The organism is Phocaeicola massiliensis B84634 = Timone 84634 = DSM 17679 = JCM 13223 (genome assembly GCF_000382445.1).
In the GTDB taxonomy this organism is placed as follows: domain Bacteria; phylum Bacteroidota; class Bacteroidia; order Bacteroidales; family Bacteroidaceae; genus Phocaeicola; species Phocaeicola massiliensis.
In genome coordinates this window covers 2521016-2543731 of sequence record NZ_KB905472.1, presented here as the reverse complement: position 1 = coordinate 2543731, position 22716 = coordinate 2521016, and the positions used below count along the sequence as shown (strand labels likewise).

General features: G+C 45.1%; 15 protein-coding genes. 10 read left to right on the top strand and 5 right to left on the bottom strand.

What is annotated here, in order from left to right; genetic code table 11:
• Positions 1-131: 131 nt before the first annotated feature.
• The 7 genes from HMPREF1534_RS08360 (at position 132) to HMPREF1534_RS08390 (ending at position 11192) form a co-directional block, all read left to right on the top strand.
• Positions 132-2069, top strand: coding sequence for an ABC-F family ATP-binding cassette domain-containing protein (locus tag HMPREF1534_RS08360; RefSeq protein ID WP_005940871.1), 1938 nt, complete (start codon positions 132-134; stop codon positions 2067-2069).
• A 31-nt stretch (positions 2070-2100) separates the two neighbouring features.
• Entirely contained in the window at positions 2101-4137 is a 2037-nt protein-coding gene (locus HMPREF1534_RS08365) for a M13 family metallopeptidase (protein WP_018452026.1), read from the top strand.
• A 164-nt stretch (positions 4138-4301) separates the two neighbouring features.
• Positions 4302-4721: a DUF6769 family protein gene (locus tag HMPREF1534_RS08370; protein WP_018452025.1), complete on the top strand. Its 420-nt coding sequence runs from the start codon at positions 4302-4304 to the stop codon at positions 4719-4721.
• Between the two features lie 95 nt (positions 4722-4816).
• Entirely contained in the window at positions 4817-6076 is a 1260-nt protein-coding gene (locus HMPREF1534_RS08375; protein WP_005940864.1) for an efflux RND transporter periplasmic adaptor subunit, read from the top strand.
• Between the two features lie 11 nt (positions 6077-6087).
• Positions 6088-9171 carry an efflux RND transporter permease subunit gene (locus tag HMPREF1534_RS08380; protein WP_005940862.1) on the top strand — a complete coding sequence of 1028 codons (3084 nt, stop codon included), beginning with the start codon at positions 6088-6090 and terminating at the stop codon, positions 9169-9171.
• 10 nt (positions 9172-9181) lie between these two features.
• Positions 9182-10351 (top strand): TolC family protein, encoded by a 1170-nt coding sequence (locus HMPREF1534_RS08385; RefSeq protein ID WP_005940860.1) that lies wholly within the window; start codon positions 9182-9184, stop codon positions 10349-10351.
• 112 nt (positions 10352-10463) lie between these two features.
• Positions 10464-11192 (top strand): nitroreductase family protein, encoded by a 729-nt coding sequence (locus HMPREF1534_RS08390; protein WP_005940858.1) that lies wholly within the window; start codon positions 10464-10466, stop codon positions 11190-11192.
• Between the two features lie 18 nt (positions 11193-11210).
• On the opposite strand, the gene HMPREF1534_RS08395 is transcribed toward HMPREF1534_RS08390, so the two are convergent.
• Both HMPREF1534_RS08395 and HMPREF1534_RS08400 read right to left on the bottom strand, forming a co-directional pair.
• Positions 11211-11834: an HU family DNA-binding protein gene (locus HMPREF1534_RS08395; RefSeq protein ID WP_005940856.1), complete on the bottom strand. Its 624-nt coding sequence runs from the start codon at positions 11832-11834 to the stop codon at positions 11211-11213.
• Between the two features lie 283 nt (positions 11835-12117).
• A complete protein-coding gene (locus HMPREF1534_RS08400) occupies positions 12118-13704 on the bottom strand; it encodes a sensor histidine kinase (protein WP_005940854.1) in 1587 nt (528 codons plus the stop codon).
• Between the two features lie 141 nt (positions 13705-13845).
• Here HMPREF1534_RS08400 and metA point away from each other — a divergent pair, with 141 nt between their 5' ends.
• From metA to HMPREF1534_RS08415, 3 genes are read left to right on the top strand one after another with little or no spacing between them, the layout of a single operon-like run.
• A complete protein-coding gene (metA, locus tag HMPREF1534_RS08405) occupies positions 13846-14763 on the top strand; it encodes a homoserine O-acetyltransferase MetA (protein ID WP_005940853.1) in 918 nt (305 codons plus the stop codon).
• Entirely contained in the window at positions 14760-16625 is a 1866-nt protein-coding gene (locus HMPREF1534_RS08410; protein ID WP_005940851.1) for a peptidase U32 family protein, read from the top strand. The genes metA and HMPREF1534_RS08410 overlap by 4 nt, the downstream gene beginning before the upstream one ends.
• The gene (locus tag HMPREF1534_RS08415; protein ID WP_005940849.1) at positions 16622-17626 is read left to right on the top strand and encodes a zinc ribbon domain-containing protein; all 1005 of its coding nucleotides are present in this window, start codon (positions 16622-16624) and stop codon (positions 17624-17626) included. The genes HMPREF1534_RS08410 and HMPREF1534_RS08415 overlap by 4 nt, the downstream gene beginning before the upstream one ends.
• A gap of 72 nt (positions 17627-17698) precedes the next feature.
• Here the strand turns inward: HMPREF1534_RS08415 and HMPREF1534_RS08420 are convergent, their stop codons facing one another.
• From HMPREF1534_RS08420 to HMPREF1534_RS08430, 3 genes are all read right to left on the bottom strand, one after another.
• A complete protein-coding gene (locus HMPREF1534_RS08420; protein ID WP_005940847.1) occupies positions 17699-20011 on the bottom strand; it encodes a TonB-dependent receptor in 2313 nt (770 codons plus the stop codon).
• Positions 20012-20098: 87 nt separating this feature from the next.
• The gene (locus tag HMPREF1534_RS08425; RefSeq protein WP_018452022.1) at positions 20099-20692 is read right to left on the bottom strand and encodes a response regulator transcription factor; all 594 of its coding nucleotides are present in this window, start codon (positions 20690-20692) and stop codon (positions 20099-20101) included.
• 401 nt (positions 20693-21093) lie between these two features.
• Positions 21094-22713, bottom strand: coding sequence for an NAD(P)/FAD-dependent oxidoreductase (locus HMPREF1534_RS08430; RefSeq protein WP_005940841.1), 1620 nt, complete (start codon positions 22711-22713; stop codon positions 21094-21096).
• Between the last annotated feature and the right edge of the window lie 3 nt (positions 22714-22716).

Here is a 22716-nt window from a genome sequence, read left to right as displayed (position 1 = left end):
ATGTTTTCTAACACGTTTTAAGAGATTTGCTCTATTTGTTAAATCCGAGAAGCTATTTATCTGTTTTTTTTTATCTTTTTTGCATATAAAACCGTATCTTTGTTACCACTTTTGCAAAAGGATAAAAACGAATGGTTTCAGTAGATAATTTAAAGGTAGAATTTGGAGTTACACCCCTGTTTGAGGATGTATCATACGTAATCAATAAAAGAGACCGCATTGCGCTGGTTGGAAAAAACGGTGCAGGCAAATCTACCATGTTGAAGATTTTGGCCGGTCTGCAAGCCCCCACTTCAGGTATGGTTTCTGTTCCAAAAGAGGTAAGTATAGGCTATCTGCCTCAGGTAATGATACTGAGTGATAAGCATACAGTGATGGAAGAAGCTGAGATGGCATTTGAACATATTTTCGAGATGCAGGAAAGCCTTGAAAAAATGAATCAAGAATTAGCCGACCGCACGGATTATGATTCGGAGGGATATCATAATTTGATTGAGAAGTTTACTCACGACAATGAACGCTTCCTGATGATGGGAGGTACTAACTATAAGGCTGAGATAGAGCGCACGTTGATAGGATTGGGTTTTTGCCGTGAAGACTTTACCCGCCCTACTTCCGAGTTTAGCGGTGGTTGGCGTATGCGCATCGAGTTGGCTAAGTTGCTCTTGCGCCGCCCGGATGTATTGCTTCTTGACGAGCCTACTAATCATTTGGACATTGAAAGTATCCAATGGTTGGAAAACTTCTTGAAGGTGAGTGCCGGAGCTGTGGTATTGGTCAGCCATGACCGCGCCTTTATTAATAATGTGACTAATCGTACCATTGAGATATCCTGTGGACACATTTATGATTATAAGGTGGCATATGATGAGTTTGTGGTGTTGCGCAAAGAACGTCGGGAACAACAACTTCGTGCATACGAGAATCAGCAGAAACAGATTCAGGATACGGAAGATTTTATAGAACGGTTCCGCTATAAAGCTACTAAAGCTGTACAGGTGCAAAGCCGCATCAAGCAATTAGAAAAAATTGTTCCTATTGAGATTGACGATGAAGATAATTCTGCATTGCGTCTGAAGTTCCCGCCCGCCATGCGTTCGGGTAATTATCCTGTGATTTGTGAAGGAGTGAAGAAAGCCTATGGCAATCATGTTGTGTTTCATGATGTGACTCTGACCATTAATCGTGGTGAGAAGGTTGCATTTGTGGGAAAGAACGGTGAAGGTAAGTCTACGTTGGTAAAATGTATTATGGACGAGATTCCATACGAAGGCAAGCTGACCATCGGACACAATGTACAAATCGGATATTTTGCTCAAAATCAGGCCCAGCTGCTGGATGAGAATCTGACAGTGTTTGACACAATTGATTATGTGGCTAAAGGAGATATCCGTTTAAAAATCAGAGATATATTGGGAGCCTTTATGTTTGGAGGCGAAGCATCGGACAAGAAAGTAAAAGTACTTTCGGGAGGAGAGCGTAGCCGATTGGCTATGATTAAATTGCTGCTTGAACCGGTTAACTTTCTTATTTTGGATGAGCCTACCAACCATCTTGATATGCGTTCGAAAGATGTACTGAAGGAAGCGATTAAAGAGTTTGACGGTACGGTAGTGGTAGTATCCCATGACCGTGAGTTTCTGGATGGGTTGGTGACTAAAGTTTTTGAGTTTGGCGGCGGTGTGGTGAAAGAACATATCGGAGGTATTTATGATTTCTTGCAGAAAAAGAAGATAGAGAACCTGAATGAACTGCAACTTTCTTCTTCTCCTACTGCTTCTGCGATGAAAAAAGAAGAAGAACCGGTAAGTGAGAATAAACTCTCATACGAGGCTCAGAAAGAATTGAATAAAAAATTGCGTAAATTGGAGAAACAAGTGGCAGACTGCGAGCAGAAAATAGAAAAGCTGGAAGCGCAGATAGCCGAAGTCGAAGCTAAGATGGCAACTCCTGAAGGGGCATCGGACATGAGTCTTTACGAGCAGCACCAACAGTTGAAGAAAGATTTGGATGCTGTGGTAGAGGAATGGGAGAGTGTTTCCATAGAGCTGGAAGAAGCACAGGGCTGACAATCAAATATAATTTTATATATAGATTCAGATGAAAGCAAAACATTATTTACCTATGGCTGCACTGGCGCTGACGATAGCTGCCGGCTGTGAAAGCAAGAAAGAGGCTGTGATGGCTTCAGGAATAGATTTAGGCAACTTGGATACAACTGTGGTCCGAGGTGCGGATTTCTTTCAATATGCTTGTGGCGGTTGGATGAAAAAACATCCGTTGACAGACGAGTATTCACGCTTCGGTTCATTCGATATGCTGGCAGAGAACAATCGCGAGCAGTTAAAAGGATTGATTGCGGAAATTGCCGGACAGGAAAATGAGAAAGGCACGGTAGCTCAAAAGATTGCCGATATTTATAATTTGGCGATGGACAGTGCCAAACTGAATACAGAAGGAATAGAGCCTATCAAAGCAGATTTGGAGAGAATCGCTTCGGTAAAAGACAAGGCGGAGATCGTTCCGTTGATGGCTGAATTGTCTCATATCGGCATACGTCCTTATTTCACTTTCTTTGTTGATGCCGATATCATGGACAGTAAGAGTAATTTGTTCCAATTATATCAGGGAGGTATCAGTTTGGGTGAGAAGGAATATTATTTGGATACCGATGAGGCTACAACAGATATTCGTAATAAATATAAGGAACATATTGTAAAGATGTTCCGGCTGGCGGGCTTTGATGAATCTGCTGCCCGGAAGAATATGGAGGCAGTGCTTGAAATTGAAACACGCATAGCCAAAGCTTCTTTCAGTGCTGTGGAACAGCGTAATCCTGCTGCCAATTATCATAAGATGACGTTGGATGAACTGAAGAAATCTGTTCCGGGCATCGATTGGGATGCATTTCTCAGTGGGGTGGGAGTAAAAGGTGTTACGGAACTGAGCGTGTCTCAGGTGGAACCCATCAAGGAAGTGGAAAAGATAATCAATACCATACCTGTAGAAAAGCAAGTTGCTTATATGCAATGGAAGTTAATCAACCGGGCAGCGAGTTACTTGAGTGATGAGTTTGTAGCACAGAACTTTGATTTTTATGGCAAAACCTTATCGGGAAGAAAAGAAAACCAACCTCGTTGGAAACGTGCGGTGGGCACAGTGAACGGCATGTTGGGTGAAGCGGTAGGACAGATGTATGTGGAAAAATACTTCCCCGCTGCCGCCAAAGAACGTATGGTGCAGCTGGTCAAGAACCTGCAGACGGCGTTGGGCGAACGCATCCAAAACTTGGAATGGATGGGCGACAGTACTAAAGCCAAAGCCATCGAGAAGTTGAATTCTTTCTATGTGAAAGTGGGCTACCCCGATAAGTGGAGAGATTATACGGCTTTGGATGTTGAAAAAGACTCTTATTGGGCAAATGTGAAACGTGCCACTAAGTTTGAACTCGATTATGAATTGGCAAAGGCCGGTAAGCCGGTAGATCGTGACGAGTGGGGAATGACTCCGCAAACTGTGAATGCTTATTACAATCCGACTACCAATGAAATTTGTTTCCCCGCCGGTATCCTTCAGTATCCGTTTTTTGATATGAATGCCGATGATGCTTTCAATTACGGAGCTATCGGTGTGGTTATCGGACATGAAATGACTCATGGATTTGATGATCAGGGACGTCAATTCGATAAAGATGGTAATTTGAAAGACTGGTGGACACCGGAAGATGCGGAACGTTTCAATAAACGAGCTCAGGTAATGGTGAACTTCTTCGACAGCATTCAGGTATTGCCGGGATTATATGCGAACGGTTCTCTTACTTTAGGTGAGAATATTGCCGACCACGGAGGTTTGCAGGTCTCTTTCCAGGCATTTAAAAATGCAACCAAAGACGCTCCTTTGGGAGTGGTGGACGGATTTACACCCGAACAACGCTTCTTCCTGTCATACGCCGGAGTATGGGCGGGTAATGTACGTGATGAACAGATCCGTTTACAGACAAAATCCGATCCTCATTCTTTGGGCAGATGGCGTGTTAATGGAGCGCTTCCTCAAATCGGTGCATGGTATGAGGCATTCAACATAACCGAAAACGATCCGATGTATTTGGCACCGGAGAAGCGGGTTTCTATTTGGTAAGATATTCTTTGGTATCCGCCGGTAGAGGGTAGGTTTGGAATTTCACAAATTTAATCGGAAAACAGTGAAGTTGGGAATCTATCCTCTACGGTGGATATTTTTTCTTTTGATATAACTCTCTTTCTATTTGGATTTTAATCAATAAACCGTTATTTTTGCAGGCGATGAAACAAAGAAGGTATATAGCATGGTTTTTGATACTTGTTAGCATCATTATGTTAACGGCATCTGTCTTGCCGCACCATCATCACCGTGAAATACTTTGTTTGCAACATGATATTACAGTCTGTGGCTGTCAGTGTTCGGGGGAACAGCATAATCACGATGTATCGCATGACAAGCATACGTGTAATGCCGGTTGTGTGACTAAATTCAAGACTATTACTCCCGAGAAGGTGCAGAATAGCGTTTCGCCGGACTATTCCTTCTGTTCGTTGCTTTACACAGTGCCGGATATTTTGTTGCTTTCATTGCGACTTACCGAACGCAATACGATTCCTGATACTTATTATTTAGAAAAACTACATTCTACATGCCTGCCCCATGTCAAGGGTTTGCGTGCTCCTCCCTATGTTCTTGCTTAACAGATAGAAACGACCTTTTTATCCGCAACTTTGTTGCATCTTTATTATCCTAATTTTGTAATCAGATTAAAAAAGTAAGAACAAATAATATCATCATGAAGAAACTTATCTTTATGGGAGTCTTGGGCTTGTTCCTCTTAGGCTCTTGCAACAGTAAATCGGGTCATGATCACGAAGGACACGATCATGGAACGGAGGAAGCACATAATCACGACCACGAAGGGCATGACCATGATCACGAAGGGCATGACCATGAAAAAGAAAACCACGACCATGAGAATGAAGGTCACGAAGGGCATAATCATGAAGCGGAAGCTTCTGCAGCCGGACATTCCGATGAGATAATTCTGGCTCCAGAAAAAGCGAAAGCAGCCGGGGTAGAATCGGAAATAATCCGGCCTGAATCATTCCGTCAGGTGATAACGACCAGCGGTCAGGTGCAGGCAGCGCAAGGCGATGAAAGCGTAGTAGTCGCCAATGTAGCCGGTGTGGTTTCTTTCCGCCATCCGGTAACGGACGGTATGAGTGTGAGCAAGGGGGCTCCCATTCTGAATATCTCTGCTGAGAATATGCCGGACGGAGACCCTGTAAAACGTACCCGTATCGCATATGAAACCGCCAAAAAAGAATATGAACGTGCTGCCAAGTTGGTAAAAAGTCAGATAATATCGCAGAAAGATTTCAATGCCATTAAGGAGAGTTATGAAAATGCATTATTGGCATACGAGGCTATTTCAAAGAACCAGACCAAGACAGGTGTGTCCGTCACAGCTCCTTTAGGTGGTTATATCAAGAATTGTCTGGTGCAGGAAGGTGACTATGTGTCGGTAGGCCAGCCTTTGGTGAGTATCACTCAGAACCGTCGTCTGTTCCTTCGTGCAGATGTTTCCGAGAAATATTATGGTTATCTGCATAGCATCCAGTCGGCAAACTTCAAGACTCCATACGATAATAAGGTATATGAGCTGGGTGAGTTGAAAGGGCGTTTGCTTTCTTATGGTAAAGCATCCGGTGGTACTTCTTTTTATGTGCCTGTAACTTTCGAATTTGATAATCGGGGAGATGTGATTCCCGGTTCGTATGTGGAGGTGTATCTGCTCTCGTCGGAAATGCCCGATGTGCTGGCCTTGCCTGTTACGGCACTGACCGAAGAACAAGGCTTGTACTTTGTTTATCTGCAACTGGATGAGGAAGGATATAAGAAACAGGAGGTAACTTTGGGAGCGAGCAACGGAAAGAAAGTGCAGATTCTGACCGGTTTGAAAGCCGGTGACCGTGTGGTAACAAAGGGAGCTTATCAGGTGAAATTAGCGTCGGCCAGCAATGCGATTCCGGCTCATAGTCATGAACATTAATCAGCCGTCCTATGCTAAATAAGATTATACATTTTTCCCTTCAGAACCGTATATTGGTTCTGGTGGCGTCGGTTTTGCTGCTTATCGGCGGTACTTACACGGCTTTTCATACGGAAGTCGATGTGTTCCCCGATTTGAATGCACCGACTGTAGTGATTATGACCGAAGCGAATGGTATGGCCGCCGAAGAGGTGGAACAATTGGTAACCTTTCCTGTAGAAACTGCCGTGAACGGTGCGACCCATGTGCGCCGGGTGCGTTCATCTTCCACCAATGGCTTTTCCGTTGTGTGGGTGGAATTTGAATGGGATACCGATATCTATCTGGCCCGTCAGATTGTCAGTGAGAAATTGTCCTTGGTCAGCGAGGAGCTGCCCGAGAATGTAGGTAAACCTACCATGGGACCTCAGTCTTCTATTTTAGGTGAGTTGCTGATTATCGGTCTGACTTCGGATACTACTTCCATGCTCGATCTCCGTACACTGGCAGACTGGACTATCCGTCCGCGCCTGCTCTCTACGGGAGGTGTGGCACAGGTTGCCGTGCTGGGAGGTGATATCAAGGAATATCAGGTATTGCTTGACCCTGCCCGCATGAAACATTACAATGTTACGTTGGCAGAGGTGATGAACGTTACCCGTAACATGAATCAGAATGCCAATGGCGGAGTGATTTATGAATATGGAAACGAATATATTGTTCGCGGGGTGCTTTCCAGCCATGATGTGGCTCAGTTGTCACGTTCCGTCATCAAGACGGTGGAAGGGGTGCCCGTTACATTGGAGGATATTGCCGATGTGAAGATTGGTTCGCAGGAACCCAAACTGGGTACTGCTTCGGAAAGAGGAAAACCTGCCGTACTGCTGACCGTTACCAAACAACCCAAGACCGGGACTATTGAACTGACAGAGCAGTTGGAAACCGCATTGAAGGATTTGCAGAAGAATCTTCCGGCTGATGTACACGTTTCTACAGATATTTTCCGTCAGAGCCGTTTTATTGAAAGCTCTATCGGCAATGTGAAGGATTCGTTGTATGAAGGTGCTGTTTTTGTGGTGATTGTTCTCTTCCTGTTCCTTGCCAATGTACGTACCACGGTTATTTCATTGGTAACCCTTCCGTTGTCATTGATTGTTTCTATATTGACTCTTCACTATATGGGACTCACCATCAATACCATGAGTTTGGGTGGTATGGCCATTGCCATTGGTTCGTTGGTGGATGATGCCATTGTGGATGTGGAAAATGTATGGAAGCACTTGCGTGAGAATCGCTTGTTGCCCGAAGGGGAACGTAAGAGCGTGATTGAAGTCGTGTTCAATGCTTCGAAGGAAGTGCGTATGCCTATCTTGAACTCTACCTTGATTATTGTAGTCAGCTTTGTTCCTTTGTTTTTCCTGACAGGAATGGAAGGGCGTATGCTGGTTCCGTTGGGCATTGCCTTTATTGTGGCGTTGTTTGCTTCTACGGTAGTGGCTTTGACACTGACTCCGGTACTGTGCAGCTATCTGTTAGGTAATAATAAAAGCAAAGGATTGCCCAAAGAGGCATTTGTGGCCGTATGGATGAAAAAGCATTACCGCAATGCCTTGTTATGGTCCTTGAATCATAAATCCGCAGTATTGGGTTTTACGGGTGGACTGTTTGCGGTGGCATTGGTTATGTTTTTTACATTAGGACGCAGTTTCCTGCCATCTTTCAATGAAGGTTCGTTCACCATTAATATCAGTTCATTGCCGGGAATCTCTTTGGCAGAATCGGACAAGATGGGACACCGTGCAGAAGAGTTGCTGATGTCTATTCCCGAAATACAGACTGTAGCCCGTAAAACGGGACGTGCCGAACTGGATGAGCATGCATTAGGGGTTAACGTGAGTGAAATTGAGGCTCCGTTTGAATTGAAAGACCGTTCCCGCCAGGAACTGGTAGCCGATGTGCGTGCCAAGTTATCTACCATTACCGGTGCGAATATCGAAATAGGCCAACCTATCAGCCACCGTATCGATGCCATGCTTTCGGGTACCAAGGCCAACATTGCCATCAAACTGTTTGGTAATGATTTGAACAAGATGTTTGCCATCGGTAATCAGATAAAGGATGCCATCAGCAGTGTGGAGGGTATTGCCGACTTGAATGTGGAACAACAAATCGAACGTCCGCAGCTCAAGATTGTTCCCAAACGCGAGATGCTTGCCAAATTCGGTATTTCTTTACCGGAGTTTGCCGAGTTTGTATCAGTGAACATGGCGGGTGAAGTCGTTTCACAGGTATATGAAGAAGGCAAAGCGTTTAATCTTATTGTCCGTACCAAGGATGAGGTGCGTGATGAGATGGAGAAGGTGCGCAACCTGATGATTGATACCGGTGACGGTCAGAAAATCCCTGTCAACTATGTAGCCGATGTGGTTTCTGCCATGGGACCGAATACCATCAGCCGTGAGAACGTGAAGCGTAAGATTGTGATTTCGGCCAATACCAGCGGTCGTGATTTGCGCAGCGTGGTGAATGATATACAGGAACGGATTGATGCGCAAATCAAGCTTCCCGAAGGATATCATGTGGAATATGGCGGTCAGTTTGAAAGCGAGCAGGCGGCCAGCCGTACGCTGATGCTCACTTCGTTTATGAGTATCGTGGTTATCTTCCTGTTGCTTTATACCCAGTTTAAGAATGCAGCCCAAAGTGGAGTCATTTTGTTGAATTTGCCTTTGGCGTTGATTGGTGGGGTATTTGCATTGATGATAACAACGGGTGAGATAAGCATTCCGGCTATTATCGGCTTTATCTCGTTGTTTGGCATTGCTACCCGTAATGGTATGTTGTTGATAAGTCATTACAATATGTTGCGCGAAGAAGGTATGGATTTGAAAGAAAGCATTCTTCACGGTTCGTTAGACCGTTTGAACCCTATCCTGATGACTGCGTTGTCTTCCGCGCTGGCTTTGATACCTTTGGCATTCCGTGGCGATTTGCCGGGTAATGAAATACAAAGCCCGATGGCGAAAGTTATTCTTGGAGGTCTTTTGACATCGACTTTCCTGAACGCTTTCATTATTCCGATTGTTTATGAACTGATGAACCGAAAGAAGAAATAATAGAAATAATATGAAACGAATCTTAGTTATAATAGCCCTCTGCTCTCCCTTGCTGATGCAGGCTCAGAGTATTGAGCACATTTTGAAAAGCATCGAGCAGAACAATAAAGAGCTCAAGGCACAGAAACATGCCGCCGATGCGACCAAGATGGAAAACCGGACAAACAACAACTTGCCTGATCCTACGGTGAGCTACAGCTCTTTTTACAGTAATGGTGCCGAAGGTGGTCACGGTACGGAGTTCGTTGCTTCGCAAGGTTTTGACTTTCCTACTCAGTATATTGCCCGCAACCGGCAGGCTACTTTGCAGAACGAAGCGGTGGACAAGCAACAACAGGCTGCCCGTCGGGATATTCTGCTGAATGCGAAGAATCTCTGTCTGGACCTTATTCTGTTGAATCAGGAAAAGACATTGATGGATATCCGTATGAAAAATGCGGATGAATTACAGGCACTTTATGAAAAACGTCTGACTACCGGTGATGCGAATATACTGGAAGTCAACAAAATCAAGATGGAGCGTATGAACGTGCAGACGGAAGTTGCCCAAAACAGCGCAGCTCACCGCACTGCCTTGCAGTCTCTGCTTGCCATGAACGGTAACATGCCTTTGGAGTTTGCTGAAACCACGTATCCTGCCATACAGGAAATCAATGATTACAATGTTATGAGGGATGAAGTGATGGCGTCAGACCTTGACTTGCAGGCCGCCGCCGCCACTGCCCGTGCCGCCGAGAAGCAGGTTTCGGTAGACCGCCAAGGATGGTTGCCGAAGCTGGAAGCCGGCTTTCGCCGTAACACGGATGATGCGGTTTCGATGAATGGTTTTGTGGTAGGGGGCTCCTTGCCTTTGTTTCAGAATCGTAAAAAGGTAAAGATAGCCAAGGCACAGGCTATCAGCGCTCAGCTTATGCAAGAAAGTGCTAAAGACCGGGTCGAGGCTTCCCTGATGTCTCTTTTCAATGAGATGCAGCAGTTGAAGGATGCCATGAATGCGTATGATGTCCCTTTGATGTACCGTTCGCTGGATTTATTGAAGCAGGCATTGACCGAAGGACAAATTTCATTGATTGAATATTTTGTGGAAACGGAAAGTATTTATAAGAATCTTCAGGCGTATATGCAGATTGAGAACCAATATCAGAAGGTGATGGCGAATATCTATAAGAACAACCTGTAGGATGTTAATATCCGCTGAGATATAGTAGTGTAGGGGGGGATGTTATAGTTGACATCGCCCCTAAAACTTATCTTGTCGGTTCAGTAAGTAAAATATAAAAAATGATTAGGAGATGAATTTAGAAGAGGTATTGAACTTCCGCCGGTCTGTGCGGAGGTATGATAAAAATAAACCGATAGACCCGGAAAAGGTGAAACATTGTCTTGAACTGGCTACGCTGGCTCCCAATAGTTCCAATATGCAATTGTGGGAATTTTATCAAATAACGAATCCCGGACTGATGGCGAAAGTTTCAGAAGCTTGTTTAGGGCAGTCGGCTGCTTCTACGGCTTCGGAAATTGTTGTTTTTGTTACTCGTCAGGATTTGTATAAAAAGCGTGCTAAATTTGTGCTTGACTTTGAAGAAGGAAATATCAGGCGCAATAGTCCGAAAGAGCGTCAGGAAAAACGTATTAGGGACAGGAAGCTGTATTATGGTAAACTGATGCCTTTCATTTATGCAAGGTTCTTCGGGCTTCTAGGGTTTTTCAGGGTGATATTGGCGAGAACCATCAGCCTGTTCCGCCCTATGATGCTGGAAGTTTCGGAATGCGATATGCGTGTGACGGTAAATAAATCCTGTGCCCTTGCTGCCCAAACCTTTATGATTGCCATGGCAAACGAAGGCTATGACACTTGTCCGCTGGAAGGTTTTGACAGCAGGCGGATGAAGAAACTATTGAAGCTGCCCCATGGGGCAGGCATCAATATGGTTATACCTTGCGGCATACGGGATGGGAACAAAGGCATTTGGGGAGAACGGGGCAGGGTTCCTTTCGATGAAATCTATCATAGGATATAAGAGACAGGGTATTCCTCCTTATTCAGTGTCCACGGCCATATAAATGACGTGTGGCACTCTGCCGCTTCTCTTGATTTTGTCTTCCATAAACCATTGGCGCAGCTCATGGGCAGCCTTGGTTTTCAGCACTCCCGTCAGATTGGAGTATTCCTGTCGGGTGATGAAGGTGTATTCCTTCAGGTATTCCATCAGCATGCCGAATCGCTCTTCCTGAGTGTGCTTGGGAGAAGATGTCTTGAAGCCGTATGCAGGGTCTGCGCGTTCCAGTTCCATTTCGCCCTTTCTGCATACCTCTTTGACAAAGTGGCGTGCCGGCTTGAACTTGACACTGTCGAAGTGCACCGAGCCGGAGCGTATCTCCTTCTTGTCCGTCACCTTTCGGCTGGTAAGTGTTGCCGAAAAGGTTCCTATCTCTCCCAGTTTCACATTGTATCCGTCTGCCAGATAATCCGTCAGCAGATTCTCCAAATCACTGAACAGTCCAATGACCGTGCCTGCCTTGAAGCCGGACCGTTTGGCGATATCATCGGCAATGTTTTCCAGGTTTTTAGTGCCTGCCACCACGATTTTGGGATATAACGTAGTCTTGTCTGCTGTCCCGTTTACATCGGGACTTTTTTTGAAATCAAATTTTGTTGCCATGTCTAATGGGGTTTTAAGGGAACATTAAGCCGTTTCTTACCTACGGCTAAGGCTTTTTGTGCGGCAGGTTATTACGTTCTGCCACAGTGGGACGTATGTCCTGCCGTAGTGGGATGTACGTCCTGCTGCAATGGGACGTACGTTCTGCTGTAGTGGGACGTTCTGGTCTTCCGTACAAAAGTACTTAATCATACGGAGAAAAACGATTAATCCGACAGGAAAAATAAGTTAAAGGGGGGGGGCCTTCTTTCTTTTTGATTCTGTGCAGAGGCCGGCTGAGATGCTAGGCCAGACAAGGCAACCATACGTGGAAGACGGAACCTTTCCCGTATTCGGATTCCACCCATATTTTGCCTTCCATCTGCTCGGTGATGGATTTACAGATGGGCAATCCCAGACCCGTACCCTGGATAAAGGAATTCAGTTTCTTGAACCGCTTGAATATCTCGGTCAGATTCTTCTCTTCAATGCCCATGCCTGTATCCTTCACATAAATCTCCACTCCGCTGTCCTTGAGGGCATATCCCATTTTGATATATCCTTGCCGGGTAAACTTGGCGGCATTGGTGATTAGGTTGGTTACAATTTGGGTAAGACGTTCCCTGTCCGCCTTGACCTGCACTTCCTGAAGCGGGACTTCGTAGATGAACTCCCTGCCGGGCAGCTTGACTTTGTCTTTCATCTGAATGGCAAGGTCACCGAACATTTCGGATAAGTTGAACACGGTATTGTTGAATGTCATTTTGCCTGAGTCCAGAACGGAAAGATTCAGAACATCTTCAATCAGCGTCAGCAGTAAGTTATTGTTCAGCATAACAATGCGCTGGTATTCCTCCTGCTCCTCTTTGCTTGTGGCATCGGCTATGAGTTGTGAGAATCCCACAATGGCATTCAGCGGTGTCCTTATCTCGTGGCTCATGTTGGATATGAATTGTGCCTTCAGGCGGTCGGCTTGTTCGGCTTTGTCCAATGCATTCTTTAACTGCTCCATCATCTGGTGTTGCAAGGTAACATCATTTCCCACACATACCAGCAATTTCTTTCCCTTGAATGAGAATGAAAACTTGGCAGTCTGCAAGTGAGTGCTCACATCGCGGTCGGGGGAGGTTACTATTTCGTTGATAATCAGTGGAGCATCTTCAGAGTACCTGGAGGCTTCCGTGTCATCTCTCCGGTATTTGTCGGCTTCATCTTTAGGGAATACCTCATAGTCGGTTTTGCCTATCAACAGCTCTTTGGGCAGATTGCACATTTGCTCGAATTTCTTATTGATGATATAGAAGCGGTAATCGTCTTCTATGTCTTTGATGAGAATGGCCGAAGGCAGTTCGTGGAAGATGGCTCTCATCATCTGATGTGCCTCCTGTTCCACTTTAATGGCATTTTTCAACTTTATTTCTTTCTCAACGGCTTTTGTTATGTCGTATCCGATACATACCAGAAGCTTGTTGCCCTCGGAAGTGCTCACATAAGATTTGGTGGTTTGCAGAATGACTTTTTTCTGACCGGGAACACATATCTCTTCCTGAAAGGTATATTCTCCTTTTCTATTAATGGCGATTTTATCGTCCCTCCTGTATTTCTCTGCTACGTCCGGAGTGAATATCTCGTAGTCGTTCTTTCCTATGATTTTGTGGTGAGGGGTGTTCTGCAGGATACAGAAGTTTTGGTTGACCATGAAATACCGGAAATCGTTTGTGACATCTTTGATGAAGATGATGGCATCCATCCGGTGGTCTATCAAGAACTGAGACAATTTATTGAGCGGCTGAGTGATGCTCAGTAACTCGGTTTTCTTTTTAAGCAGTCTTATTTCTTCTTTAAGGCTTTCGTTCTCTTTTTTTAATTCTTGTTGTTCAATGTCATTCATGATAGATTTCGGCGGATTGGTTATCCTTAAAAGGTATTCGTCGTAAATGTATTAAAAAAATGAATAACAGGGGCAATCTTGTGAGGACTTTCTGCTATATTTTTTTAATTTTGCACCTGCAACTAATTAACAGATAAGAAAATGCCATTAAATTTACCCGATAAACTACCTGCTATCGAATTATTGAAAGAAGAGAATATCTTTGTTATTGATAATTCGCGTGCCAATGCGCAGGATATCCGTCCGCTGAAGATTGTGATATTGAATCTGATGCCGTTGAAGATAACTACAGAGACGGATTTGGTGCGTTTGCTTTCCAACACACCGCTTCAGTTGGAGATTTCGTTTATGAAACTCAAAAGCCATACTTCAAAGAATACGCCGGTGGAGCACATGAAAGCATTCTATCGCGATTTTGACCTGATGCGCAATGAAACGTATGACGGCATGATTGTGACCGGCGCTCCCGTTGAGCAGATGCCTTACGAGGAGGTGACTTATTGGAACGAAATCACGACCATTTTTGACTGGGCGCGTACTCATGTCACTTCCACACTTTATATTTGCTGGGCAGCACAAGCCGGACTTTATCACTTCTATGGAGTGCCTAAGTATCCGCTGGATAAAAAGATGTTCGGCATTTTTGAACACCATATCAATGTGCAGGGATTGCCTATCTTCCGTGGGTTCGATGATGTGTTTTTTGTGCCTCACAGCCGTCACACCGAAGTGCGTCGGGAAGATATCCTGAAGGTGAAAGACCTCACCTTGCTGTCCGAGTCGGATGATTCGGGTGTTTACATGGCAATGGCACGTAACGGACGTGAGTTCTTTATCACCGGACATTCCGAATATTCGCCTTATACACTCGATACGGAGTATAAACGCGATTTGGGAAAAGGGCTTCCCATTGAAATGCCGAAGAACTATTATCGAGAAGACAATGCGGACAATGCGCCATTGGTGCGCTGGCGCGGACATGCCAACTTGTTGTTCTCCAATTGGCTGAACTATTATGTGTATCAGGAAACTCCGTTTGATATAACTCAGATACGATGATTAAACAACGAAAGATAGAATTGCTGGCTCCTGCCAAGAATCTGGAGTGCGGCATGGCGGCTGTCGACCATGGAGCCGATGCGGTTTATATCGGTGCTCTCCGTTTTGGTGCACGTGCGGCGGCCGGAAATTCTTTGGAAGACATAGCGGCATTGGTGCAATACGCTCATTTGTATAATGTGCGCATTTATGTAACTGTCAATACCATCCTTCGCGATGAAGAGTTGAAGGATACGGAGGAAATGATATGGGAGTTGTATCGTGCCGGGGTGGATGCACTGATTGTGCAGGACATGGGACTGTTGGAATTGAATCTGCCGCCCATTCCTCTTCATGCCAGTACGCAGATGGATAACCGTACTCCCGAAAAGGCAAAGTTTCTGGCAGAGGCGGGATTTCGTCAGATTGTGCTGGCGCGTGAACTTTCATTGCCTGAGATTGGCAAGATACATGAGGCAATTCCCGAAGTGCCGCTTGAAGTGTTTGTGCACGGAGCACTATGCGTCAGTTATAGCGGACAGTGTTATGTCAGCCAGTCGTGTTTCGGGCGCAGTGCCAACCGGGGGGAATGTGCACAGTTCTGCCGCTTGGCGTTCGACTTGGTGGATGCGGACGGAAAGGTGATTGTGCGCAACAAACATTTGCTTTCACTGAAAGACCTTAATCAGAGTGAAGAACTCGAACAACTGCTGGATGCAGGTGCTTCTTCTCTGAAGATAGAAGGGCGTTTGAAGGATATTTCGTATGTGAAGAATGTGACGGCTTATTATCGCAAGAAGCTGGATGCTGTCTTTAAACGCCGTACTGAATATATCCGTGCTTCGTCGGGAACGGTGAAAACGGACTTTAAGCCGCAGTTGGACAAGAGTTTCAGCCGTGGGTTTACCAATTATTTCCTGTTTGAACGCAACAAGGATATCTTTTCTTTTGATACTCCGAAATCGCTGGGCGAAGAGATGGGCACGGTAAAGGAAATCCGTGGAAACTATCTGACCGTAGCGGGAGTGAAATCGTTCAACAACGGTGATGGGGTGTGCTATCTGGATGAAAACGGAAAGTTGCAGGGATTTCGCATCAACAGGGTGGAGAACAACAAACTCTTTCCGCAGGAGATGCCTCGTATCAAGCCTCGCACGCTGCTTTACCGTAACTTTGACCAGGAGTTTGACAGACAGATGCAACGCAAGTCTGCCGAGCGCAAGTTGTCGGTTGCCTTGGTATTGGCAGAGAATAATTTCGGCTTTACGCTGACATTGACGGATGAAGATGATAACAGTGTCAGTGTGGTATTGGAGCGTGGGAAGGAACTGGCACGTACTCCGCAGACCGATAATCTTCGTACTCAGTTGGGCAAATTGGGAAATACGCCTTTCGAACCGGCGCGCATTGATATCGACTTTAGTGAGAATTGGTTTATTCCTGCTTCTGCCATTGCCGAATTGCGCCGTTCGGGAGTGGAGAAGTTGCTGGAAGTCCGTCGTATCAATTATCGCCGTGAACTGTACAAACTGCCGGAGACGCATCATTCTTTTCCGGCAACCGAGCTTACTTATCTGGGCAATGTGATGAATGACCGGGCCTATTCTTTTTATCAGAATCATGGAGTGCAGCGCATTGCTCCCGCTTTTGAGAAAGTTTCGGCAGACAATGCGGTGTTGATGTTCTGCAAACACTGTTTGCGATATAGTATGGGATGGTGCCCCACTTATCATAAAGTGCGTTCTCCTTATAAGGAACCTTACTATTTGGTCAGTGCGGACGGAAAACGTTTTCGTCTGGAGTTTGATTGCAAGCATTGTCAAATGAAAGTGCTTTCTGCTTCGGATGAGCCGAAACTATCTTCTTCTCATTATCAAGCATGACTATGAGCATCTTCCACCATAAACCGAATCAGAAGAAAGTGGGCTTCAAGCTTAGCCTGCTTCTTTTGCCGGTGCTTTTTTCTTTTCTCTTTTCTTGCCGGTATCAGGTTCCTGAATCTTCATTAAAAGCTGTTTCGCAGAAGACAAAAGATTCTGTGGACTATTTGCCGGAGCATTATTATACTTTGAATAGTAATTTCGAAGTTACTTCGGATTCCTTGTTGTTGCAGCAATTGCCGTTGATAGATGTGCTGCCGGTTTATAAAGGAGAAAAGCTGGTGGTGGCGGAGTTTATGGTTCAGGCTGCCGATACGGTGGACTCGGTTTGGGTAAAGGTAGCTCGTGACCAAGAGACAATGGGATGGGTTCGTGAGGGGGAATTACTCAAGAAAGTGGTTCCGGTTGATCCGATTTCACAGTTTATTCACTTGTTCAGCAGTTCCCATACGGTAGCTTTTTTTGTTATTCTGGCTTTGTTCGGCATGGGATATTTGTATCGGGCGGTGCGTAAGAAGCGTTTGCAACTCATCTGGTTTAATGATATTGATAGTATTTTTCCCAATATACTGACGTTGCTTATGGCTACAGCTGCTACTCTTTATAGCAGCATTCAGCATTTCGTGCCGGATATATGGGAGCGGTTTTATTATAACCCTTCTCTTAATCCTTTGGATTTACCGTTTATTCTTTCGTTGTTCATGTTTAATGTCTGGGGCATTGTTCTGGTCGGGCTGGCAACGTTGGACGATTTATTTCATCAGGTCCGTGTAGAGGCGGCTTTCTTTTATTTATTGGGATTGATGTCTTGTTGCATCTTTCTATACTTATTTTTTACGTTTACCGCTTATTATTACATTGGATATCCTTGTCTGGTGCTTTATGCCGTATGGGTATTCAGAAGCATCAAACGTACTTCTCATTATAAGTTCAGTTGCGGAAATTGTGGTGCAAAAATGAAATCGAAAGGTACCTGTCCCCATTGTGGCGCTATCAATGAATGAGATAACACCTTCCGGTAAATGGATACACTTTACCGGAAGGTGGACTTTTATCTTTTTGCTGTTGAAAACTTTTTAGAAGTGATAGCGCACGTCTACACCGAACTGTAATGGTTTGCTTCTTTGTTCAAAGCCTCTCGCCATACTTTCAAAATAGAATGTGGTATAATCTTTATTGGTGAGGTTGCGTCCCCAAAAGTCTATTTGCAAAGCTTTTGCCTGTAAAGAGATACGTCCGTTCAAGGTGCCGTAGAAGCTTTGTGATACATCGTTCTTTTCTGTCCAGTAAATTTTTCCGGCACCGGTATAGTTGAGGCCGACAGTCAGGCTCTGTGCCCAATTGTTTTCATTAAAGAAGAAACTGTAATTGACACCTGCGTTCATGGTGTGGCGTGGAACGAACGGAACGTAATGGCCGCTATAATCAATGTTTTCGTCTGACGAGCTCTTTCCGGCATCATACTTCTTGAAGGTAGAGTGAGTATATCCGTAGCTTCCGTTCAAACTGAGATTTCTATTGACGGATGCTGTCAGGCTGACTTCCGCACCATAGCTTTCACTGCTTCCGGCATTGACCATCATACGTCCCAACCCGCTTTCCACGAACTTGGCAATCTGCTGGTCGCGGGTATCCATATAGAAAGCGGCCAGATCGGTTTTCAGTTTACCATCGAATAAACTGAGATGTGAACCGATTTCGTAGTTCCAGCTATATTCGGGCTTGTAGGTTACGAGGTTTTTTATTTCATCGTCGCTGACAGCACTTCCTGCACCCGGACGCTGCTTTAATGCACTTTGCAATAACTCGGAGAACATCTGTATATTGTAACCGCCGCTGCGGAAGCCCCGGCTGACAGTTGCATAGATGTTGTTCTGCTTGTTGAAGTCATATTTCAAAGCGAATTTAGGTAACAACTGCACATGGTCATCATCCAGCTTGCCTGTAAACTCAGCTGCCTGTTCCATCGGTTTGCCCATTGGTTTTCCCGCCATATACATCTGAATGTTCATGGCTGCCGAAGAATTATAGTCTATCTTATTCTTTTCGTAGTCCAGACGCAAACCAACGGTAGCAGAGAGGTTCTCGAATAATAAATGGTTGAAGGTGGACTGATGGAAAACGGCTGCTCCCAGCACCGGAGTGTCGAAGATTCCCGGCACGGGCATTGTTTCGCTCAATATCTTCAAGTTGACGGGCATCCCCGATGAGGCCATCCCTTTATTAATATTATTTTCCAGCCATTGAATACCTTCAGGTTGAAAAGTGACAGGAGCATCGGTGTGCAACCATTGGTAGAAACCGCTTGCACCGGTTACCCAAATCCAGCGTTGGTTCTTTTTGCTCTTGAAGGTAATCTCTTCGCTCAAGGTATTGATGCGTTGTTTTTGTTCTATGTTGTAGATGTCGACAGGCAGGAAATCCTGATCCAGATACATACGGTCGGTCAGATTCTGATAGCCTGTCACGGCATTCATAATGAATTTGTTTCCCTGATATTCTATGTTCAGTCCTGTATTGAATAATCCGCGACGATAACCGCAGTCACGGTTATAGCTGATTTTTCCGATATGCTCTTGGTATTCTTCTTTGTTTTTGTCCAAGGCTCCTGTATAGTAATAAGGATAGCCGCCCTCATCGCTATAATCATAACCGACCGTAAAGTCTAGTTTCAAATTGTCTGAAGGCAGCCAGATAGCACGGATTCGTCCGCCTCCGGCTTCCATGTTATCGATTTTCTTTCCGTTATATGCATTGCGGAAGAAGCCGTCCGAACCTTCATAATAACCTCCTGCCGAGAAAGCAAAGCGTTCATTCCAACGGTGATAATGCGTCAGTGAGGCACTACGGTAATTGCTTTTGCTACCGTAACTCAATTTTACATCGGTTCCCTGATAGGAGAATGGTGAACGGGTATGTACTTTTATCAGTCCGCCCATCGTGTTTCGTCCGTATAATGTACCTTGAGGTCCGCGAAGAATGTCGATACGTTCTATATCATAGAAATTGAAGTCGAACGCAGATTTGTCTATATAAGGAATATTGTCTACGTATAACCCTACTGCCGGGGTGTTGATGCGTGAACCGATTCCGCGGATATAGACTGCGGAAGTAATTTTTGAGCCATAATCGGGCATAAAGAAATTCGGAACTAAAGCACTTACATTTTTCAGCGTTGTAATCTGATTGATTTGCATATCTTTCTGTGAAATCAAAGATACTGCATTGGGAAGCTCTCTTAGTTTACCGGTTTCTTTGGGTGAAGCAATGACTACCACTTCTTCTATATCAATCACTTTGGTTGTATCTTTGGGAAGTGTGTTAATGTCTTCTGCGAGCGCTGTCGCAGACAGGAAACAAGTCGTTGCCAGTAAAAGTTTTTTTTTCATATTTATTGTTTGGTTTGAGTAGTCTTGTAATTCATTTGCAAAGTAAGGGCAAACGGATGGTTTGTACAATCCTCATTTATTAGGATTTTAAATTCTGTCGGCTTCTATGTAACCGTTCATTACGGCATAGACGGTGAGTCCGGATACAGACTTGATGCCCAGTTTCTCTGTTATGTTCTTGCGGTGAGAGATGACAGTGGTCAGGCTGATGTTCAGTTTATCGGCTATCTCTTTATTGATAAGCCCTTTGGTGATGAGTATCAGCACCTCAATTTCACGGGCGGATAGTTCATGCTCCGTTTTAGGTGTTTGTGCTCCCGAATACTCGGCATGGTTTCTTGTCTGATGACCGTACTTACGCAGTTGGAGGATGTCTTTTATCAGCGATTCTTCATCTTGATAGATGTTCAGCTTAGGTACACCGGCCAGTTGGGGCTGACTGTCACCGCCTGCCAATACAATTGTTTTAGGCTTGCGGGGAAGAAAGAAGGAAGTATGTTCAAAGTAAATTTGAGCAGAGATGAAATAGTGTGCATACATATCCGGTGTATCGTCCACCAATTCGCCAAAGGAATGGAAGATACGGATAACAGCCGTCGGAATCATTCCTTGCAGAATGTTCTGTAACCCCAGGCAAGTGAGGGTATTAGGGTCTATTATAGCTATTTCGGGATGGTGCATATTCTTTATTTGCTGCAAAGATACATATCTTTTAGTTAAAATAATATGTGAATGGCAGAAATGTTATTTGGAGAGACTGAATTGGTATAACTAACTCTCTTTCTTATTTATTAGTATATCAATAATATAACTTGAAACCTTAGCATACCGAAGTATGATATGACAATAATCGGCTGAGGTTCTGCCGGATATTTTCTGTATTAGCCCGTGATATGGGCATACTTGTTTTATAAGGGTGTCAAAACATTGACAATGCTGTTGTTTTGCTCGTAGGGGGGAGGTTTGCTCACCTGAAAACAGTTCTTTGTGTATAGTTTCCAAGGTCGTAACTGTAGGGGCAGACAGCCCCTACAGTTGATGTTTTTTAGTATTGATACGTCCTCTTCATTTTGATGATGAAGCTAAAAACAGTTTTGCGGGACAGAGAGTCCGAAGTAAGCTGCCACCGCTTCGGCACATCGCTCACCGTCAATGCCTGCTGATACGATACCGCCTGCATATCCTGCCCCTTCTCCGCAAGGAAACAATCCCTGCACCGTGATGTGTTGCAAGGTCTCATTGTCTCTGACAATTCTCACAGGCGACGAAGTGCGCGTTTCTACTCCAATCAGCACCGCATCGTTGGTTAGGAAGCCGTGGCTGGTCTTGCCAAACTGTTGGAAACCTTTGCTTAAACGGTTGGCTATGAAAGGTGGCATCCAGAAGTGAAGAGGAGAAGAAACCAACCCCGGACTATACGAACTCTCGGGCAAATCGTAACTCAGTTTTTTTCGGGTAAAGTCAACCATCCGTTGTGCCGGAGCTGTTTGCCGCATGTTTCCCTGTTGCCAACAGGCAGCTTCCAGTGCTTCCTGAAAGTGCATCATCGACAATACAGAATCCGTATCATCGGCAAATCCCAGCTCCTCGTTCTTCATTCTCAATTCATCGTTTTGCAGATCTTCGGGACGTATCTCTACCACCATGCCCGAGTTGCTCCATTTGGAACCGCGATTGCTTGGGCTCATTCCGTTGACCACAATCTGATGAGGTCCGCTGGCGGCTGGTACGACAAATCCTCCGGGACACATACAGAAACTATACACACCGCGTCCGTCTACTTGAGTTACAAAACTGTATTCGGCTGCCGGAAGGTATTTACCGCGTCCGTTTCTGTTGTGATATTGAATTTGGTCTATCAGCATTGAAGGATGCTCAAGGCGCACGCCGACTGCAATTCCTTTGGTTTCTATCTGCACTCCATGACTGTGCAGCCAGCGATAAACATCGCGTGCCGAGTGCCCTGTAGCCAGTATGACAGGACCTTTGAATATTTTTCCGGTATTCGTTTCGATACCGATAATGCGTTCCTTTTCTATTATCAATGAATCCATGCGTGTCTCGAAGTGTACTTCTCCTCCACAATCGATAATGGTATTACGCATATTCTCGATAACCCTCGGCAGCTTGTCCGTTCCGATGTGGGGATGGGCGTCTACTAAAATCGAGGAACTGGCGCCATGCTGACAAAACACGTTTAATATTTTATCTACGTTGCCACGTTTCTTGCTTCGTGTGTAGAGTTTACCGTCCGAGTAAGCACCTGCTCCTCCTTCACCAAAACTGTAATTACTCTCCGGGTCGACTTTATGTTCACGGCTGATGCGTGCGATATCCGTTTTGCGGTCGCGCACGTTCTTTCCTCTTTCCACCACGATGGGACGCAATCCCAACTCTATCAGCCGCAGTGCGGCAAACAGTCCTCCGGGACCTGCACCCACCACTATTACCTGGGGGCTGTTCTCTACCTTACGGTATTCCGTGCGGACGAATTCTTCGTCATGAGGAATTTCATTGATATAGAGACGCACTTTCAGGTTGACATAAATAGTACGTTGGCGGGCATCAATACTTCTTTTCAAGACACGGATGGAATGGATGGTGCGGATGTCCAGTCCTTTTTCACGTCCGATAAATTGTTTGAGTGCTTGTTCACTGATTGCCTGTTCAGGCAATGCTCGCAGTTGGAATTCCTGTATCATATC